Annotated in this window: 20 protein-coding genes and 1 riboswitch; of the genes, 14 read left to right on the top strand and 6 right to left on the bottom strand. The window is 47.8% G+C overall.

What is annotated here, in order from left to right; genetic code table 11:
- The 10 genes from VFK44_05140 to VFK44_05185 form a co-directional block, all read left to right on the top strand.
- Positions 1-951: MmgE/PrpD family protein (locus tag VFK44_05140; protein ID HET7627756.1), on the top strand; the 951-nt coding region annotated here is incomplete at its 5' end.
- 166 nt (positions 952-1117) lie between these two features.
- Positions 1118-1816, top strand: a complete 699-nt coding sequence (locus VFK44_05145; GenBank protein ID HET7627757.1) for a GntR family transcriptional regulator — start codon at positions 1118-1120, stop codon at positions 1814-1816.
- 26 nt (positions 1817-1842) lie between these two features.
- On the top strand, positions 1843-2685 hold the full coding sequence (locus VFK44_05150; protein ID HET7627758.1) for a fumarate hydratase: 843 nt from the start codon (positions 1843-1845) through the stop codon (positions 2683-2685).
- A gap of 23 nt (positions 2686-2708) precedes the next feature.
- A complete protein-coding gene (locus VFK44_05155) occupies positions 2709-3266 on the top strand; it encodes a Fe-S-containing hydro-lyase (GenBank protein HET7627759.1) in 558 nt (185 codons plus the stop codon).
- 75 nt (positions 3267-3341) lie between these two features.
- Positions 3342-4532, top strand: coding sequence for an MFS transporter (locus VFK44_05160; GenBank protein HET7627760.1), 1191 nt, complete (start codon positions 3342-3344; stop codon positions 4530-4532).
- A gap of 275 nt (positions 4533-4807) precedes the next feature.
- Positions 4808-5458, top strand: coding sequence for a cell wall hydrolase (locus VFK44_05165; protein HET7627761.1), 651 nt, complete (start codon positions 4808-4810; stop codon positions 5456-5458).
- Between the two features lie 143 nt (positions 5459-5601).
- Positions 5602-6849, top strand: a complete 1248-nt coding sequence (locus tag VFK44_05170) for a YeeE/YedE family protein (protein ID HET7627762.1) — start codon at positions 5602-5604, stop codon at positions 6847-6849.
- 334 nt (positions 6850-7183) lie between these two features.
- Entirely contained in the window at positions 7184-7921 is a 738-nt protein-coding gene (gene pxpB, locus VFK44_05175) for a 5-oxoprolinase subunit PxpB (protein HET7627763.1), read from the top strand.
- Positions 7908-8858 carry a biotin-dependent carboxyltransferase family protein gene (locus VFK44_05180; protein ID HET7627764.1) on the top strand — a complete coding sequence of 317 codons (951 nt, stop codon included), beginning with the start codon at positions 7908-7910 and terminating at the stop codon, positions 8856-8858. The genes pxpB and VFK44_05180 overlap by 14 nt, the downstream gene beginning before the upstream one ends.
- A gap of 3 nt (positions 8859-8861) precedes the next feature.
- Positions 8862-9626, top strand: coding sequence for a 5-oxoprolinase subunit PxpA (locus VFK44_05185; protein HET7627765.1), 765 nt, complete (start codon positions 8862-8864; stop codon positions 9624-9626).
- 221 nt (positions 9627-9847) lie between these two features.
- On the opposite strand, the gene VFK44_05190 is transcribed toward VFK44_05185, so the two are convergent.
- A complete protein-coding gene (locus VFK44_05190; protein HET7627766.1) occupies positions 9848-11224 on the bottom strand; it encodes a TIGR00366 family protein in 1377 nt (458 codons plus the stop codon).
- Positions 11225-11229: 5 nt separating this feature from the next.
- Positions 11230-12129: a carbon-nitrogen hydrolase family protein gene (locus VFK44_05195; GenBank protein ID HET7627767.1), complete on the bottom strand. Its 900-nt coding sequence runs from the start codon at positions 12127-12129 to the stop codon at positions 11230-11232.
- A 275-nt stretch (positions 12130-12404) separates the two neighbouring features.
- Here VFK44_05195 and larE point away from each other — a divergent pair, with 275 nt between their 5' ends.
- The 4 genes from larE to larC (VFK44_05215) are packed head-to-tail and all read left to right on the top strand — an operon-like array spanning position 12405 to position 15165.
- Positions 12405-13211 carry an ATP-dependent sacrificial sulfur transferase LarE gene (larE, locus tag VFK44_05200; GenBank protein ID HET7627768.1) on the top strand — a complete coding sequence of 269 codons (807 nt, stop codon included), beginning with the start codon at positions 12405-12407 and terminating at the stop codon, positions 13209-13211.
- A gap of 11 nt (positions 13212-13222) precedes the next feature.
- Positions 13223-14008, top strand: coding sequence for a nickel pincer cofactor biosynthesis protein LarB (larB, locus tag VFK44_05205; protein ID HET7627769.1), 786 nt, complete (start codon positions 13223-13225; stop codon positions 14006-14008).
- The gene (gene larC / locus VFK44_05210; GenBank protein ID HET7627770.1) at positions 13989-14723 is read left to right on the top strand and encodes a nickel pincer cofactor biosynthesis protein LarC; all 735 of its coding nucleotides are present in this window, start codon (positions 13989-13991) and stop codon (positions 14721-14723) included. Before larB ends, larC (VFK44_05210) begins: the two co-directional genes overlap by 20 nt.
- Positions 14713-15165, top strand: coding sequence for a nickel insertion protein (larC, locus tag VFK44_05215; protein HET7627771.1), 453 nt, complete (start codon positions 14713-14715; stop codon positions 15163-15165). Before larC (VFK44_05210) ends, larC (VFK44_05215) begins: the two co-directional genes overlap by 11 nt.
- Before the next feature lie 166 nt (positions 15166-15331).
- Here larC (VFK44_05215) and VFK44_05220 read toward each other — a convergent pair whose 3' ends face one another.
- The 4 genes from VFK44_05220 to VFK44_05235 form a co-directional block, all read right to left on the bottom strand.
- Positions 15332-16066 (bottom strand): TerC family protein, encoded by a 735-nt coding sequence (locus VFK44_05220; GenBank protein ID HET7627772.1) that lies wholly within the window; start codon positions 16064-16066, stop codon positions 15332-15334.
- A 152-nt stretch (positions 16067-16218) separates the two neighbouring features.
- A riboswitch (yybP-ykoY riboswitch) is annotated at positions 16219-16379 on the bottom strand.
- A 210-nt stretch (positions 16380-16589) separates the two neighbouring features.
- Complete coding sequence (locus VFK44_05225; protein ID HET7627773.1) at positions 16590-17690, bottom strand: hypothetical protein; 1101 nt, start codon at positions 17688-17690, stop codon at positions 16590-16592.
- 185 nt (positions 17691-17875) lie between these two features.
- Positions 17876-18316 carry a hypothetical protein gene (locus VFK44_05230; protein ID HET7627774.1) on the bottom strand — a complete coding sequence of 147 codons (441 nt, stop codon included), beginning with the start codon at positions 18314-18316 and terminating at the stop codon, positions 17876-17878.
- Positions 18317-18326: 10 nt separating this feature from the next.
- Entirely contained in the window at positions 18327-19349 is a 1023-nt protein-coding gene (locus VFK44_05235; protein ID HET7627775.1) for a DUF3231 family protein, read from the bottom strand.
- Between the last annotated feature and the right edge of the window lie 79 nt (positions 19350-19428).

The following is a 19428-nucleotide window of genomic DNA, read 5'->3' on the forward strand; positions in this document are numbered from 1 at the left end:
GTTGCCATCGGATATGAAGTTTGTTACCGGATTGGAGAAGCCGTCACGCCGTCGCATTACTACTATTGGCATAACACAGCGACGTGCGGAACGTTTGGTGCAGCTGCGGCGGTTGCGAAATTGCTCCGCTTGAACGAAGAACAAATCATCCATACGCTCGGAAATGCGGGTACGCAGGCGGCCGGATTATGGGAATTTATCGAGGACGGGGCGATGTCTAAACAGCTTCACCCCGCGAAGGCTGCGTACAACGGTGTCATTTCTGCCGTTTTAGCGGAGAAAGGGTTCACGGCTGCGCGGAAAATTCTCGAAGGAGACCGCGGGTTTTTTCAGGCCATGTCCGAAGAGCCTGATGCAGGAAAGGTGACGGATCAGCTTGGGAAAACGTTTAAAATCATGGAGAATTCATTTAAAATCCATGCTTCCTGCCGCCATACGCATGCGGTCGTCGATCTCGTACTCGATTACATTCGCGAAGGCGTGAAAGCGGACGACCTAAAAGAGATAAGGATCCAAACGTACAAGATTGCTTTGGACATTACCGACAATCCGGCACCGAATACGGTTTATGCGGCGAAGTTCAGCATCCAATATTGTGCCGCTCTCGCCTTTACACTCGGCAGTGCATCACTCTCTGATTTTAATGAAGATCATTTATTTCATCCTGACGTTCGACATTTGATGGAGAAAGTTCATGTTTCCGTCAGCGATAAGATGGAAGCCGCTTATCCAAAAGATTGGGGAGCGATTGTTGAAATCCTTCTGGCCGACGGCCGCCGACGATCAAAAGAGACGCGTGGACCGAAAGGAGATCCGGAAAACCCTGTAAGCGCGGGAGAGTTAAAGCAAAAGTTTAGCAGATTGGCGCTGCCTGTTCTTGGCAAGCAAACCGAAGCCGCGATTGAGCGAATATTGAATTTGGAAAATGATCGAGTTGTGAGTTTTATGTAACTTCTGGAAAAGCGGATCGCTCAGTGAATGGCGGCAAAACTTTTATTTGAGGATGGGTTATACGCATAAATCGTTGAATCATATAGACAAAACGATCTTGTATCCTATATCCTAGGAAGAAGAAAAGGATGAAAACCATTCCAAAAAATGCTAAAGGGCGGTCTAAATGAACAAAAAAGTTGATTTAAAATTGGAAGACCGAGATACATTGCATCTGAAAGTATGCAATGTGTTAAGGAAAGCGATTTTGCAAGGCGATTTTGCACCGGGAGAACGTCTCATTCAAGAGGATCTCGCCAAGGCGCTAGGCGTGAGCCGCATGCCGGTACGTGAGGCGCTTCGGCGATTGGAAACGGAAGGGCTCATTAAATTGATGCCTCATCGCGGGGCGATCGTCAAATCGTTGAACGCCGAAGATGTTGACGAAATTTATTCGTTGCGCGCCGAACTCGAGAAACTGGCAGCCAGCAAAAGCGTCGATAAAATGAAAGAAGAAGATATTGCGGAATTGGAACAGCTCGTGGAAGACATGAACGCGATGGATGATCTTGAACAATTTGTAGAGGCAAACATTGAGTTTCACCGCTTGCTGATGAAATATTGCGAGTGGGAGCGCTTGTTGTCTTTTATCGAAACGTTGTGGAACGGTTTTCCGCAGCAAACCCCGCATATGCTTACAGGACAGGTCGACTTGTCCAAGCAGGAACATGAAGAAATCTTATGGGCGGTGAAAGAGAGAGATGCGGCGAAGGCTTCTAAATTGCTCGCGAATCACATTAGCCGAACCGGAAAATCGTTAATGGAGAGCATTCGCCAATCGAAAAGCGGTAAAGAAAATTTGATTGATAGAATCCTAGAGCAATAAGTCCGCAGCGGCGGGAGGAAACCGAATTGAAAGAGATTCATTACGCCGACATTGTTGAGAAAGTCGCGGAAATGTGTCAACAAGCGAATTTTGAACTTGGCGAAGATGTCGTGAACGCCTTTCAAACGGCATTGAGAAATGAAGTTTCCGAGACGGGCAAGGATGTATTAAACCAATTGATCGAAAATGCCCATCTGGCTTCGTCGGAGCGCGTTCCGATGTGTCAGGATACCGGGGTTTCTGTTTTTATCGTCAAGCTCGGCCAAGACTGTCATCTTGTCGGCGGCAGCCTTTATGACGCCATTAATGATGGGGTTCGCAAAGGGTATGAGGAAGGGTACTTGCGTTATTCGATCGTGGATGACCCGATTGAGCGAAAGAACAGCGGGGACAATACGCCGGCTGTTATTCATGTTGAATTGACGGAAGGCGATCGATTAGACATCCAAATGAGCGCCAAAGGCGGCGGAGCGGAAAATATGAGCGTGTTAAAAATGTTAAAGCCGTCTGACGGTTTGGAAGGTGTAAAGGAATATATTATCGAGACGGTTCGTGCAGCCGGGCCGAATGCATGCCCGCCTTTGGTCGTTGGAATTGGCATCGGCGGCAATTTTGAAACCGTTGCGTATATGGCGAAAAAAGCCTTGTTCCGGCCGATTGGCGAAAGGAACAAGAAGCCGGCGATCGCGGCGTTGGAACAATTGTTGATGGAGGAAATTAATCGCCTCGGTATCGGTCCGCAAGGGATGGGCGGAAACACGACAGCATTGGATGTCAAAATCGAAACGGCCCCTTGTCACATCGCGGCATTGCCCGTAGCCGTCAATTTAAATTGTCACGCAAGCCGGCATAAACATGTGGTGCTGTAACCTGCGATTGGAGGCGAATCGTATTGTCGAGAATCAAGATCCAAGTACCGTTCGAATCTGAAGATGGAATCACTTCGCTTAAAGCCGGGGATCGGGTGTTGATCAGCGGAACACTGTACACGGCGAGAGATTCGGCACATAAAAGAATGATAGAACAATTGGAAAATGGCGAAAAGCTTCCGTTTGACCTGGCAAATCAAGTCATCTATTATGTCGGCCCGACGCCGGCAAAGCCCGGGCAAGTGATCGGATCCGCCGGTCCAACGACGAGCGGCCGCATGGACAAGTTCACACCGACATTGCTCGAATTAGGGCTGAAAGGCATGATTGGCAAAGGGTATCGCAACAAGGAAGTTATCGAAGCTATTAAAGTGAACAAGGCGGTATACTTCGGCGCCATCGGCGGCTCCGGCGCCCTGATTGCCCGAACGATTAAACACGTGGAGTTGGTGGCTTACGAAGATCTTGGTACCGAAGCCGTTCGGAAATTGGTCGTTGAAGACTTTCCGGCCGTTGTCATCAACGATGCCGAAGGAGATGATTGGTACCAACTCGCACGGAACCAATTTCAGTCCCCGTAAGAGACGAATCATCGGAAAAACCAGCGAAAACGGCATGTATGAATGTTGTTTTGACGGAAGAAAGGTTCTGAAACAATGAAACCAGTGTCCACAGCTGTTTCAAAATATACGATGAAGGATATCGCATTTTGGAGAATGGCGTTCGGACTTGCGTTGGCGTCATTCTTTATTTTTGCCAGCCTGTACGCGGTACAGCCGCTCTTACCGCTATTCTCGAAACAATTCGATATTTCCCCCGCTGCCGCAAGCCTCACGCAATCGTTGCCGGTGCTCTCCCTGACGATCGGCCTCATCCTCTTCGGCTTTCTCTCCGACCGCCTCGGCCGCGTCCGGCTCATGCAGCTTTGCTTCCTCGTATCCATGATTCTATTCCTCCTGATTCCTGCCACGGAATCTTTCACGGTACTTCTCGCGTTCCGCTTCATCCAAGGCTTCGCCCTTGCCGGTCTTCCCGCCGCCGCGCTCGCCTACATCAGCGAGGAAGTCGAGCGCGCCAGCGCCGGCTTCGCCATTTCCGTCTACATCGCCGGCAATGCGCTCGGCGGCCTCGCCGGCCGCGTCGTCACCGGCTACGTTGCCGGAACTTACGACTGGCGTCTCGCCGTTTACATGATCGCCGGCACCGGCTTGTTCATTTTTTTCGCGTTGCTTTTTTTATTGCCGAAGTCCCGCCATTTTCAGCCGGCGCAAGCCTCTTTTTCTGCCGACATTCATCATTTTATCGCGCATTTGCGCAATCGCCGGCTGCTGCCGCTGTTCGGGCTTGCTTTCATTTTACAACTTGCTTTTACCGGCACGTGGACGTACATCCCATTTTACTTGCTCGGGCCGCCGTTTTCGCTCTCGCTTTCGACCGTTTCTTTCTTTTATCTCGCTTACCTTTTCGGAGTGATCGGTGCGCCTGTCGGCGGTTATTTGACGAAGCGGTTCGGCATAAAGAAAGTCATGTTCAGCGGGATTTTTATATGTTTGTTCGGTGTAATTTTAACGACCGTTTCAACTTTAATTTTCGTCGCTGCCGCATTGTCATTCGTTTGTTTCGGTTTTTTCATCGCGCATTCCATGGCTTCCGCCATGATCGGCCAGGCCGCCGGACATCATAAAGCAGGCGCTTCCGGGGTATATTTTGTCAGCTATTATTTAGGGGTGGCGGCAGGGGGAACGATGTTGGGGCCGTTATGGACAACGTATGGGTGGAAAGGGATAATCGCCGTTACGTTCGGATTGCCTGTCATTTATGTATTGTTCTTGATGAAATCGGAATGATCGATTGCCGAAAATGATAATTAGGGTACGTATTCAGCCTAGAAAAGACTACCTCCACCTCGAGGAAGATATGTTGAGCAGAAGATCGGTTAGTTGGACAATGCCTTCTCCCGGATGCTTTGCGAGAAAGTCAAAGCGGCAACCAGAAATTTTGAATGTGTAAAAGTTTCCTCTCTTGCCTCCAGATCACTATTGATGAGAAAGCAGAAACGCCCTATACTGAACGCGTGCAAAAGGGGGTCTCTCGAATCTGAATAAGAGGGGGGAGACAAGATATGAAACGAATCTTGATCATGTTTATGATTGCCGCTGCATTTGGAATCGGTATAAGCGAAGTGCTGCCGGGAGAAAAAGTTGAGGCCGCGGCACCGACGTTGAGTATGGGGGACCACGCAGGCTACGTATGGGGGTTGCAGCATCGATTGCAACAACTCGGGTTGTATCATGGTCTCTTAGACGGAATCTTTGGTCCGTTGACTCGCGAGGCGGTCATAACATTCCAACAGAGATATGGATTAACCGCGGACGGCATCGTAGGAGAAAAGACGTGGCATCGGTTGAGAGCAAACACTTTTACAAAAGAACAGATCCAGCTGTTCGCTCAACTCGTTTACGCAGAGGCGAGAGGTGAATCGTTCGAAGGTCAAGTTGCTGTCGCAGCTGTCGTATTAAACCGGATGGATTCCGGCAAATTTCCCGATACGCTTTCCGGTGTCGTTTATAAGTCTGGCGCTTTTTCTTGTGTGGATAACGGCGCGATCTATAATCGTCCGAATGAAGAAGCGTACCGGGCCGTTTATGCCGCTGTCGCAGGCTGGGATCCGACTGACGGCGCACTCTTTTATTTTAATCCGGAAAAATCCGATTCGAAGTGGATGCGTTCGCGTCCGACGATCGTTACCATCGGGAATCATGTATTTAGTTAATAGACCGATCAGGAATAACCGTTTCCGTTCTTTGGAAACGGCTTTTTTTACAGGCAAATTCTTTTACAAACGAATGCGAGAGGCATACAATTTATTAAGAATAAAACTGAGTAAAGAGATAGGAAAATGGGGTGAAATCATTCATGTCTATGCATACGACAATGAATCAATCAAACAAGGCAACGGAAACAAAACCGAATCTCGTTTCTCCGCAGCGTCTTTTCGTTTTCGGAGGGGGATTAGCGGCCATTCTTTTAACCGTTGTTGCGATTAACGTCGCGGGATGGCAACAAGGCATTTTGTTGTGGCTTGGCTTGTTGTTAGGCTATACGTTATTTCACGCACGTTTTGGCTTTACGACCGGTTTCCGGCAACTCATGTCGGTCGGCAACGGCGCGGCGGTACGCGCACATATGATCATGCTTGCTGCTGCATGCACGTTATTTGCGCCGATTTTATCCATGGGCATAGGCTTTTTCGGAACGGAACCGCAAGGATACGTATTTCCTGTCGGCACAAGCGTCGTCGTCGGCGGATTTTTATTCGGCATCGGTATGCAGCTTGGCAGCGGATGTGCTTCCGGAACGCTCTATCATATCGGTGGAGGGAGAACCGCTTCTTTCGTAACGCTTTTCGGTTTTATCATCGGATCGGTTTTAGGTGCTTGGCATTGGGCGTTTTGGGTGCAAGAGATGCCTCATTTTCCAGCCGTTTCGCTCGCTACTTCAACCGGATGGGGATACTTCGGCGCTTGGATCGTTTCATTGCTGATTTTTGCAGCGATTACGATTGCGGTTTGGGTTATTCAAAAGAAAAAACAACCGCCTCAACTGAAACCAGTCCCTTCAGCAAGCGGCTGGAAACGCGTCGTGCGAGGTTCTTGGCCGCTTTGGGTGGGAGCGATTGTCCTAGCCGTCCTTAACGCGCTCACTTTAATGTTCCGCGGACATCCGTGGGGCGTAACTTCCGCTTTCGCCCTCTGGGGCTCTCAAGCCGCTCAAAGCATCGGTATCGATGTCACGGACTGGACTTATTGGCAAGGGGCAAAAGCGGCTCAACTTAATCAATCGGTGTTTAAGGATTCTACGAGCGTGATGGACTTTGGTGTTATACTAGGTGCTTTTGTAGCTTCGGCCGCCGCAGGGTTGTTCAAACTGCCGAAACTCGGGGGCAAAGTGATTGCCGCATCCATGGTTGGCGGTATTCTCATGGGGTATGGCGCCCGCATCGCATTCGGATGTAACATCGGTGCCTATTTCGGCGGCATCGCCTCTTTCAGTTTGCACGGGTATGTTTGGATGGTCGCCGCTCTCGCCGGTACTTTTCTTTCTTTATCCATCCGGCCGTTGTTTGGTCTGTCCGTTCCCAAGCCGAATGACAGCTTTTGTTGATGGGAACCGCGTGGGATTTTATCCACGCGGTTTTTGTTTGAAAAGATTAGATTTGCAAAGAACGAGGTGAAACTCGCAAACGCTTACGATGCAGGAGTCGATCATCCCGCTAACCCGCTGTTGTCTATTGCTGGAGCGGGACTTTTTATTGTTTGACATCAGATGCAATGGTAGAATGTTTTTAATAAAATGGTTGCGGTTGACACGGTTGGCATGACCAAGCGAATAATGGCTTGGTGAAAGCGTTGTGTTTTTGCGCGCTTTTCGGAAATGGCCTTCCGTCCCGTCCGTTTGTTTAGGAAAATATCCTTACGCAAGGGAAGTGTGGCGTCCATTGAAATTTCGATATCAGCCAGCCGGGGATCAATCGATTCTCGTGGAGGTCAGCCGGCAAGACGATGAAGAAACGAACGCAAAAATTAGAAGTTTGTCAAAGCTGGTAGAAGAGGAGCAAGTTTCCGGTTTTGGCGAGACGATCCTTGGATACCGGACTTTGCTCGTTACATATGATCCGCTCCAATTGACGTTTGCGGAAGCCGTAAGGAAACTAAAGAGTTTGGAGCGGGAAATGAAGGAAGTGGAGCTTCCAAAAACCCGGGTCATCGAGATTCCGATCGTATACGGAGGCGAAAACGGCCCCGATCTCGAAGCGGTTGCGGAACATAACCAGCTTACACCGCAAGAAGTCATCACCATCCATTCCTCCCCCGAGTATTTGGTTTATTTTCTCGGATTTACTCCCGGTTTTCCATTTCTCGGCGGCATGTCTGAAAAACTTGCCACCCCGCGTCTTTCGAATCCACGTGTTTCAATCCCCGGCGGCAGTGTCGGTATCGCCGAGGGGCAAACGGGCATTTATCCGGTGAAAAGCCCAGGCGGCTGGCGGTTGATCGGAAGAACTCCGTTAGCGTTATACGACCCTGGGAAAGCAAATCCGTTTTTGCTGGAAGCGGGGGATTATGTGAAATTCAAGCCCATCCGACAACGTGAGTTCGAATCGATCGTCCATGAGGTTGAAACCGGGGAATATGAGCCTGTCATCTCCGTGAAAGGAGGGAATGGCCATTTTTGAAGTCATCCATCCTGGGATTTTCACAACCATACAAGATTTAGGCCGAAAAGGGTATCAAAAATACGGGTTGGCCGTTTCGGGAGCTGCGGATCATTACGCCTGCCGGATGGCCAATTTGCTCGTTGCCAATCCAGACAAAAGCGCGGTACTCGAGGTTACTTTATTTGGTTTAAAATTGAAAGCGCGAACGCCGGCGGTCATTGCTATAACGGGAGGGGATTTAACGCCGACCGTGAATGAAAAACCGGTTCCGATGTGGACGTCGATAAATGTTTCAGAAGGAGACGTCATCCATTTGAAAGGCACCCGCAGCGGATGCCGAGCTTATTTGGCGGCGGCTGGAGGCATCGATGTTCCTATATTTCTTGGCAGCCGTTCGACGGACACGGTAGGAAAAGTCGGCGGCATTGAAGGCAGGAGTCTAAAAAAAGGCGATGTCCTTAACATTGGAACGCCGTCAGCAGATGCGAGGAGCGGCCGGCGCTTATCCACTTCTTTGATTCCCGAGTATCCGAAAGAAGTCGATGTTCGCGTTATTCTCGGACCGCAGGCTGACGCCTTCACGAGCAAAGGCATGGAAACTTTTTTATCGTCGGATTATAAAGTGTCAACCAAGCTTGACCGGATGGCTTGCCGTCTCGAAGGACTGGAAGTGGAACATGTGGACAGCGCAGATATTGCTTCTGAGGGCAACTTTCTCGGCGCGGTGCAAATTCCGAAAAATGGGTTGCCGATCGTGTTTAACGTCGGCCGGCGAAGCGTCGGCGGCTATACAAAAATTGCCGGGGTGATCACGGTCGATTTGCCGAAGCTGGCACAAGTAAAACCCGGTGACACAGTTCGTTTTCATCAAGTGGAACTGTCCGATGCTCATCGCTGGCTGAGGGAGCAAGAAAGAACGTTCAAAATTTTGCAATCCGCGCTTCGAGGAGGGTAATGCATGCATAAGACGATTGATTTAAACTGTGACATGGGAGAGAGTTTCGGTGTTTACAAGCTTGGTTATGACGATGAAGTCATTCCGCTTGTCTCTTCGGTAAACATTGCTTGCGGTTTTCACGGCGGTGATCCGAACGTAATGGATCATACGGTCGCCATGGCGAAAAAACATAACGTCGGGATCGGTGTACATCCTGGTTTTCCGGATTTGATCGGTTTCGGCCGCCGAAACATGGATGTATCGCGAAAAGATTTAATGAATATGATTATTTATCAAATTGGTGCGCTCCATGCATTTTGTGAAAAACATGGAACGAAACTGCAGCATATTAAGCCGCATGGGCAAATGAACAATTTGGCCGATGGCGATGCTGCGTTTGCTGATAACATTGTAGATGCGGTGCTGGCGGTAAGGCCGGACCTTCCGATGTACGTAAAGCCGAATTCTGAACTTCATAAACGGTCGGAGAAGAAAGGACTGCCGTTTGTTCTCGAGATTTTCGCCGACCGCGCCTATAACGACGACCTTTCACTCGTTTCCCGCAAAATCGAAGGCGCGGTGATCAGTGATCTTAATAAAGTTGCAGATCGAGTGTTAAAAATGGTGACCGAGCAGAAAGTCGTTACCATTACGGGCAATGAAATCGAGGTTTCCGGTCAAACGATTTGCGTGCATGGGGATACACCAGCGGCGCTTGAAATGATTCGAGCGATTCGGAGACGGTTAGAAGCCATGGATGTGAAGATCGCTGCGCCGTTCGCTTGAAATCTGGGAATCTTAGAATGGCCGTATTTCCTTGATCCGAACATTTCATGAATCGACCATCTCCAACCATCGTGTTCAATAGAAAATCTTACATGACTGAACCGGCATGAAGTGTACACTTCATGCCGGTTATTTTCCATAAAAGTGATGCTCACTGCTCGATAGCCGTTTCATGAGCAACCATATAAGGATAGAAGTATTCTTGTTGTAACTTTCAAGATTTAGTAAGGTATGAAGGTTAATCCGAGAAAGAAAAACGGTGCGGCCAATATCATTAAAGCCATGCAGTACCCCATAATGTCACGGGCTTTCATCCCGGTAATACCGAGAAGCGCGATTGCCCAGAATGGCTGGAACATGTTCGTCCACATATCACCGGCACCGAAGGCAACGATGATTTTGCCCATCGGGACTCCTAAATCTTGTGCAACCGGCGTAATAATCGGGCCGAGAATGCTCCACTCTCCACCCCCGGAAGGAACGAAAATGTTAACTAATCCCCCAGTAAGCCATGTAATTGCTGGCAGCGTGAACGGAGTCGCAAAAGTGAGCAGCCATCCGGCGATAACCGCTCCGAGCCCCGATAGGGAGATCATACCCATGATTCCTCCGTAAAAGGGGAACTGCAATATGATGCCGCTTGCTCCTTTAGTTGCCTCCGTGATGGCGTCGATGTAACGAATCGGCGTTTGATGAAGTAAAAGCCCAACGATAAGAAAAATAAAGTTCACGATGTTCAAGTTCAAGTCAAAGCCATTCGTAATAAAGTGGTAGACGATATAAATCAAGCCGATCAACACGACGAACCCGCTCAGTAATCGGCTGTTCTCCAGCAAGTCGGCAACGTTTGTTTTCCCGCGATTCGTCTCCTTATCAGGCACAGGCTCTATTGAGGAAGCGCTTTCATTTTCGAGCAATTGTGGTGCATACGATTCGATTCCAACGGAATCTTCTTTTTTCGGCGCCATGAAATAAAAGATCACCGGTACGACAATTAATATCATGAGTATGCTGTTAAGTATCGCATAGGGGGTTAAAATGGACTCCGAAATCGGTACAAGTCCGCCGATAATTTTTTCCATGAAGTTGCCTTCCGTTGCCGAAGCGAGAGCGGAAGACGACGACAGTCCATAATGCCAAACCATTTGTCCCGAGTAGCCTGCAGCGACGACAAGCGGGTAATGAATTTTGATTCCTTTTTTGTACGCTTGTTTTCCGACTTCGAGCGCAAACAATGCTCCTACAATCAATCCGAGACCCCAGTTAATCCAGGCAAAAATACAAGTTACTAAAGCCGTTAAGGCGGCGGCATGCGCATTATTATTTGGCTTACCTGCTATTTTTTCGATAAATCCTTTAACTCCCGGAGCAACGGCCAACGCGTGCCCCGTTACGAGAATTAACACCATTTGCATTGTAAATGTAAGTAAATTCCAAAATCCCGAGTACCAGTCTTTAACCATTCCCATAAATCCAGTATCGGTTAGCCCAATGCCCATTAAAAAAGTAATAATGGTCAGCAGGATGGCAAAGATCATCGGGTTCGGCATGAATCGCTCGGAAAACCTGGTAAACACGGCACCCATTTGTCGAATCATGATTCTTATTCACTCCTTCGTTTGTAAGGAATTCGAATGGCAGGTTCGAATCGACTCTTTCCTTCTTTCAACAATTCCCGGTAAACGTCCAAATTTCGGTCTTCGAGATGATCGAAAGTCATCGGCGCACGAGACCCTTTCGTGATGTACTTCAACGGGTCTGAATCGAGTTCGGCTGAAATGATTTCTTCAGTGCCTCTCGCTTGTGCCAATTTCCATGCGGTTGGATCGACAATCATGCTGTGACCGAAGTAGTATGCGCCGCCGGCATCCGGACCGACTGCATTCGTGCCAATCATATACACATGGTTGTCATACGCTCGTGCACGTGTCGTTAAATCCCATATGTCGAAACTGCGCATTAACGCTGAAGGCCTAACGATCACTTCGGCACCGTTTAAAGCAAGCAGCCTGGCCAGTTCGGGGAAATCACCGTCATAACAGATGATCATGCCGATGTTACCGAGTTCCGTTTCGTATACGCACGCCGTACTCCCTGCTTCAGCCCAACCGCCTCCAGCTCTTCTTTCAGATGGAAAAGGATGCGTTTTGTGGTAAACTCCGACAATTTCACCTTTCGCATCAATGAGAAGGCTGCTGTTGTAAACAAATCCTCTCTTTGGGCCTCTCGTGTACGTCGGCCAGACGACGTGAACAGATAATTCCCTTGCCGCTTCCCGAATCGGTTTCGTTTGTTCACCGTCAACTTCGTCTATGAGATCGTAAAGTTGCTCGGGCGAAAGGTTTGGGTTGAATCCGGTCGTGATTGTTTCAGGAAAAACGACAAGATCCGCTTTATGTTCTGCAACGGCACGCTCTAACCACTTCAATGCCTTATTGATGTTGGACGTCACCTGATTCGGCTCGACAGCGATTTGAACGGCAGCGGCGACAAAATTTTTCATTCTTATCCTCCTTTCATGCCCGCATTAAATTAACGGTTTATTCAGGGGAAAAGCAACTTCGTCGAATGTCCTCTCCTTAACGAATATTGTCAACAGTCGACGAATAGAGTAACTTTCACTTCAATTATAATCTCGGATTAAGCGACTGACAACTGAATTTTGAAAAAATTCCGGTTATACAATGTTGACGGATCTTAGGTTATTCATTAAAGTAAAAACAAATGTAAAAATAAGAATGCTCAATCGATTTTGTGGATATATATGGGGGCTTTCGCATGTTGGAACAAAAATATGAGAAACTACAAGCAATCCTCCGAGAAATGGGAAGCGTCGTTGTTGCTTTTTCCGGCGGGGTTGACAGTACCTTTTTATTAAAGGCGGCGCTTGACGAACTCGGAACCGATCATGTCCTCGCAGTGACCGCAGATTCGGAAACGTATCCATCAAGTGAGCTGATAGAAGCGAAGAAGATTGCCTCGGAACTCAACGCCCCGCATTTGGTCATTGAAACATCGGAGCTTGCCATTCCCGGTTACGTGGAAAATAATAGAAACCGTTGTTATTTTTGTAAAAAAGGATTATTTGAAGAGTTGCTGCCGATCATGGAAGATCGCGGCTTTCACAATCTTGTATTTGGCTTGATTGCTGACGATATGAGTGATTATCGCCCAGGGGTGAAAGCGGCCAAGGAATACGGGGTTCGCGGCCCGCTGCAAGAAGCGGAACTCTATAAGCAAGAAATTCGTGAGTTGTCGAAACGCTTCGGACTTTCGACTTGGGACAAACCATCTTTTGCGTGTCTTTCTTCCCGGATTGCGTATGGCGAGGAAGTGACAAGAGAAAAACTAACGAAGGTTGAGAAATCGGAGCAATTCATTCGATCGCTTGGGATTCGCCAGCTGAGGGTGCGAACGCACGGGGAAACGGCAAGAATTGAAGTAGAGCCGGAGGAGATGGCGATCGTACTGGACAATCATGCAATGATAGCGGAACGCTTGAAAACGTATGGATATCAGTATGTCACACTTGATCTCGTCGGCTATAAAAGCGGCAGCATGAACCAAATGCTCACAAAACAATAAGGGGATTCTTTATGAAGCATAGCAAGAAATCGATCGAGCAAGTGTTACAAGAAGTAAAAGCTGGCGAGATGTCCATTGATGAAGCGAAAGAGCGACTCAAGCCTTATGATCATTTATCATTTGCGAAACTCGATGTGAATCGTGAAGCGCGGACAGGATTTCCTGAAGTCATATATGGCGAAGGGAAAACCGCGGCACAGCTCATTGAAATTATTGAACATATCAAAGAAAAATTACCAGTTGTGCTCGCCACGAGAGTGGATGTTGAAAAAGCAAAACAAGTGATGCCGCGGATCGACGGCCTTCAGTATAACGAAACCGCCCGTACACTGCTCTGGAAAAAAGAAGCGGCAGCAGCAGTCGATACCGATGGTTATATTGCAGTTGTATGTGCAGGTACGTCGGATTTGCCGGTTGCAGAAGAAGCGGCGGTAACGGCGGAGGCGTTTGGATGCCGGGTCGAACGGATCAATGATGTCGGCGTGGCCGGACTGCAGCGGTTGCTCGATTGTCTTGAGGTCATTCGCGGTGCAACGATTGTCGTTTGCGCGGCCGGTATGGAAGGGGCGCTGACGAGTGTGTTGGCTGGACTCATCCATAATCCAATTATCGCTGTGCCGACAAGCGTCGGTTACGGAGCCAATTTTGGCGGATTATCTGCGTTGCTGTCAATGTTAAATACATGTGCACCAGGCGTGAGTGTTGTTAACATTGACAACGGTTTCGGCGCCGGATACCATGCGGCTCAATTGTATCGCTTAATAAACGGAGGAAACCATGAACATCCTGTACTTTGATTGCTTTTCAGGCATCAGCGGCGACATGACGGTTGGCGCGCTCGTCGATGCCGGGGCAGATCCCGAATCTATTGAAAAAGCTTTGAAATCTTTGCGTTTCTCATCCGAATACCGATTGCATTGGGAAAAGGTCGTGAAAAAAGGAATTACCGCGACAAAATTCATCGTGGAGAGTGAAAAAGAGCCGCACGGACACCGGCATCTCGATACGATTATCAAGATGATCGATCAGGCGGAACTGACCGATTTTGTAAAAACAACCGCTTTACGGATTTTTAAAATCATCGGCAAGGCGGAGGCAGGTATTCACGGCATTCCTTTGAAAAAAGTACATTTTCACGAAGTTGGCGCCGTTGATTCGATTATTGATGTTGTTGCAACGGCATTAGCCATTGAGCAGTTGAATCCTGAGCGAATTGTTAGTTCGGCTGTCGCTGTCGGAAACGGCACGATCCACATCGATCACGGCATTTACCCGGTCCCCGCTCCGGCAACAATCGATATTTTGAAAGGCATTCCTTTGAAATCGAGTGACATTCAAGGGGAAATGACGACGCCGACTGGGGCGGGCATTATCGCTGCCCTCGCCCAATCGATTGGTCCGATTCCGGACATGCAAGTAGAGAGAATCGGTTACGGGGCAGGAACGAAAGATTGGCCGAACCAGCCGAACGTCCTGCGTGTCATGACAGGAGTTGCGCCACATGCCGGGTAACCGCGAACATGTCGATGAAAACATGGTGAAAATGGAAGTGAATCTGGATGACATGCCGGGAGAATGGCTCGGACATGTTATGGATCTATTGTTTGACGCCGGAGCGAACGATGTATTTTACATCCCGATTTATATGAAAAAAAACCGCCCCGGGGTCATGCTGCAACTTTTATGTCATCAGGAAGACTTGGAACGGATGGAACGTATTCTTTTTACGGAGACGACGACGCTTGGGATCCGTTATGTTCCGACGACAGTTCACCGTTTGGAAAGACGGTTCTATAAAGTCAATACCGAATGGGGAGAAGTGACCGTTAAAGAGGGCAGGTTGAAAGGCAAAGTTGTTCAACGCTCTCCGGAGTTTGAAGACTGCCGGGCAATCGCCGAAAAACACGGTGTTCCTTTGAAGTACGTATATCATGCCGTATGGAAACGGCTTTAATAAATGAGGGTGCCCGATCAGAGGCACCCTTTGTTTACGTGATTTTATCTATTTTTGAAAAAATTAACGTCGACGCTCCCTTTCGATAGTCCTGCGTTTTCGATTGCACAGCCCTTTTTCTTCGAGCGTTCTCGGGAGCGTCATTTTTATTGATTTACCTTCATCCTCAGGCTTTTGATGCTTCGTTTTTCTTCTCTTTTTCGGACTCTTTGTTTTCGCTGGAAGCGTCGTTGGTGTTCCGGTTCTTTAATTCCTTATAAAGACTGATTCCGAGAACCGCGACAGTGATCACTACTGGGACGATCCAGTGGAAAGAGTGGATATACGGGTGCAAATATTGTTTAACGAAGTCGTCCTTATTGATCATTTCACCAGCAGTCCAGGCGAGCAAACCTGCGCCTGCCCAAATGATAATGGGGAATTTGTCCATCAATTTCAATAAAAGGTTGCTTCCCCAAACGATCAGCGGAATGCTCAGTGCTAATCCGATCACGACGAGCCAGTAGTTGTTTCCGGCAATGCCGGCAATCGCCAACACATTGTCCAAACTCATGACGAGATCAGCAATGATCACTGTTTGGATGGCTTTTCCAAGCCCTTCCGCTGCCTCAACGGTATCCCCTTCATCGTGGTTTTCGTTCAATAATTTATAAGCGATCCAAATCAACAACAAACCGCCGATGAATTGCAAGAAAGGAATTTTCAGCAACCAGACAGCGACTAGCGTGAGTACGACCCGGAGTGCGATCGCGCCGAAACTCCCCCAAAAAACGGCCTTTTTTTGTTGTTCCTCAGGCAACTTACGCGATGCCAGCGCGATGACGACGGCGTTGTCGCCGCTCAATACGATATTGATGATGAAGATTGAAAATAACGAAGTCCAAAATGCAATGTCAAACAATTCATTTTCCTCCTAACCTTCCGTTGAAGTGCGATCGGTGAATCAAACGGCAACGGCAGCAATCGCTCAAACTTGTCCGCAAGTGTCATTATTTTTTTACCCTAAACGGATTCTATTCAAGCATGAAAAAAACCCTTGCCCGTTCGCGGGCAAAGGTCGCCTATCTAAAAAAACCTTTGCCCCTGCATGCGATTTGCGCAGAAGTCAAAGGTCTCGCTAAACATGAAGTCTACAAAGCCGGGGCGAAACGCCCGAAATGACGACTTTGTACCACCCTGGATTGGCGTGGCAGCTACTCCCCTTTGATTTAAAAAGTGAACCGTTTCATTCTTAGAATCCATTATCGCAAAAGTTTGCGAGAAAATCCACTCATACGCTTTACGGAAGGTTAAAGACGTATGACCTAGAAAATCCGCATTGCCAAAGCTAGCAATGCGGATTTTCCAATCTTCTAATCACGAATGCCGTCATGGTCCGACTTTGTCAATTAGGTGACCTCCTTTCAAAAACGCAGTTCACCGCATTAAAGAGAACTTGTTTCTCCGTTTGCGATTCCGCGCTCCTTCTCAATATTTTTCCTTGCGGAAATGGTAAGGTGGTAATATTTATATGCCTTTTCGTAGAACCCTATGTCACCATAATAAGACCCGAGTTCTTCACCGTATTCGACGACATAGTCCCAACGTTCCTTGTCATTGAAATAAGAAATGCCTTCACGGTATACTTCCTCGAAAGCATCGCGTTGCAAATATTTCGCTTTCAACAAGGAGCAATGAAAATAGTATGCTTCGAATCCGAGTTCCTGCGAGAAATTAAGGCCCGCTTGCAAATACCATTGCGCTTTGTCGCGCTGGTTTGTCTTGAAGTGGTTTTTCGCCAACAAATACAGGTTGACGACTTTAAGCGCGTTTTCCCACGGTTCCATCAATTCTTTCGCTTTTTTCAAAAAAATGATTGCCGTGGCCGCATCGTTTTGATCGGAGTAAAAGGAACCGAAGTTGTGCATGATGAGCATTTTCAATTCTTTGTTTTTCGCTTTCTCCGCGTGCACGAGAGCATCGTGATAATGACGTTCCGCTTCTTTGTACTGCATAATGTCTTTATTGTTGATGCCTAGTAAGTTCTCACAGTCTGCAATCCGCGCATGCCTCCCGAGGTTTTTAAATCGTTCAAGTGCTTTTTGCCCGGATTTCATCGATTGTGTGATGCTGTAAGTTCGGTGGTAAGAAGAGGCCAGTTTGTAATAATACTCGGCCGCTTCTTCGTCGCTGACGGCATCGATGTACGGCTCGGCCTGCAAGAAGCAGTCGACTGATTCTTTGTAACGTTGCCGGGTGTAAAAATAAATGCCCTTGAAAAATGGGTACAAGAAATTCAAGTTCGCGTCGGCCGTCTCTTGAAAAGGTTCAACGGCGGCCAAATGATGCTGCGCCCGTTCGATATCCTTATGCAGCAACTCGAATCTCAGCGCGAGCAAATGATAATACGTTCTTTGCTCAGGGTCGTCAAAATCATCAAGACGGGAGTCGATTCTTTTCTTCCAACTGACGGACTCTCCCGAATCGTCGCCTCTAATCGTTTCGTACCAACGATTTAATAGTTCTTGTTGTCTTTCTTTGTCCATTGTCCCACCCCAAAGTCGATCACGATGTCTTTCGCTATTGTTGTTGGTGGTTCAGTCTATATTCGTAAATTTCGCATTCGCGTAGGTAAATCCTGCTTTAAACGACAAAATCATTGAAAATGATCTATATTTCCTAGGCGAAAATAGGTCTATTTACCTATAAAAACCGGCATAGCAATGCCGGTTCAACCTTTTCGATTTGTGAAGATGACTTTCAAACACCAACCAACGGTTACTCCGGGAACAAGGGAAAGCAGCGGAAGCCAGAGCGGACCCCATAAAATACCGAATACGCGTACGTTTGAATAAATCAACCCGACGGTGACGAAAAAGGCACCGAAGACGAAAGGCAAATAGGTCAATCGCGATGGCGTTTTCGCCTCGTACCGGTATGCGTCCCACGCGGCAAACATGTAGAAACAAGGATAGAACATCAGCCATTCGTAATCCGTCCGTGCAATTGCTTCAGTAATGCGGCCCTGGAAACTCAATAAGATGACTTCGTTAAAGTTTGCCCGTACGTTAATCATAAATTCCAATACGAGCAACAAAATGCCTTTCACGTATTGACGGCGCAAAAGTTGACCAAACCCGGGGAGAGCGAGGCTCCACAATAAATATTCCATTCCATCCGCTCTATCCGCGTTCTCGGGTCAATTGATCCCGGTCGGCCGCTTGCGGAGGCTGCTCCATCCAGCCGTTTTTAATCATTATTTTCGCACCGTCGTTAGCGTATTTCATGATCTCGGTGATCAATCTTGCATAATTACTCGTGAGGTCTTTTCTCAAGCTGGTCGAAATTGCGGTCGCGTAAAAGGAAATGCTCAGCCCGATGAACGAAGTTGTATGGAACATCATCAGTTTATCGGAAAACGGTGCCTCAGTCGACGTTGACACCATTGTGTCCCAAGTTTCGGAAGCAGGAAGGTTATCCTTTGTCATCTGGCTGCCGAAAATGGAAACATGTTTTTTCGCAATGGCATGCCCCTTTTTCATAAATGAACGGACTTGCTCATTTTCCGCTACTTGACTGAACCCAAGAATCAACTTTTCGCCGAGTTCATTTCGCTGTCTATTTTTATACAGATTGGTGATCTCGATCGCCGACAATGGGCGCTGAGTTCCGAACCATCCGCCAAGATAAGAATCGTTTCGGACAAAGGTCATTTCATCCGTTGACGGGATGTATGGCGCGCGAATATACAATCCTTTTTCCAGCAATAGCTGCTGTGTTTTCTCGAATAACTCCGTCGATTCACGCAAACAGTCGATAAAATAGCGGCGCACGTCATCGCGGGCACTTAAAGTAATCGACAACGCATACAAATTCATGCCGAGCGTGCCCAATTCCTGCAAATAAAACAAAACAAAAGAGTCCGAATACAACGGCGGTGCATCAAGATTTACGTCGGCGTCGGTAAATCCCATCGGCACCATCCAATGCTCTTTTTTCAGCAACTTTGACAATTCGGTTATATGGTTCTGCGACAACTTTAACGCCTGTTCAATCAGACCGGCAACGGCTTCGTCTTCGACGGTGTTTGAAAAATATTCAAGGAAGCGGGAAGACATCGAATCGTTCATATAAGCGCCCCATAATTGGGAAATTTCTGCGGCGGTAAGTTTTGTCGCATGTTGCTTCATTGTTGCAGTATTCATCGTCTAACCCCCGTAAAAAATATTGGATATACGGTTAGCATGCGAAAATGATACAAAAGTATCCGTAAATAAAAATAAC

This window comes from Bacillales bacterium (genome assembly GCA_035700025.1).
In the GTDB taxonomy this organism is placed as follows: Bacteria; Bacillota; Bacilli; order Bacillales; family DASSOY01; genus DASSOY01.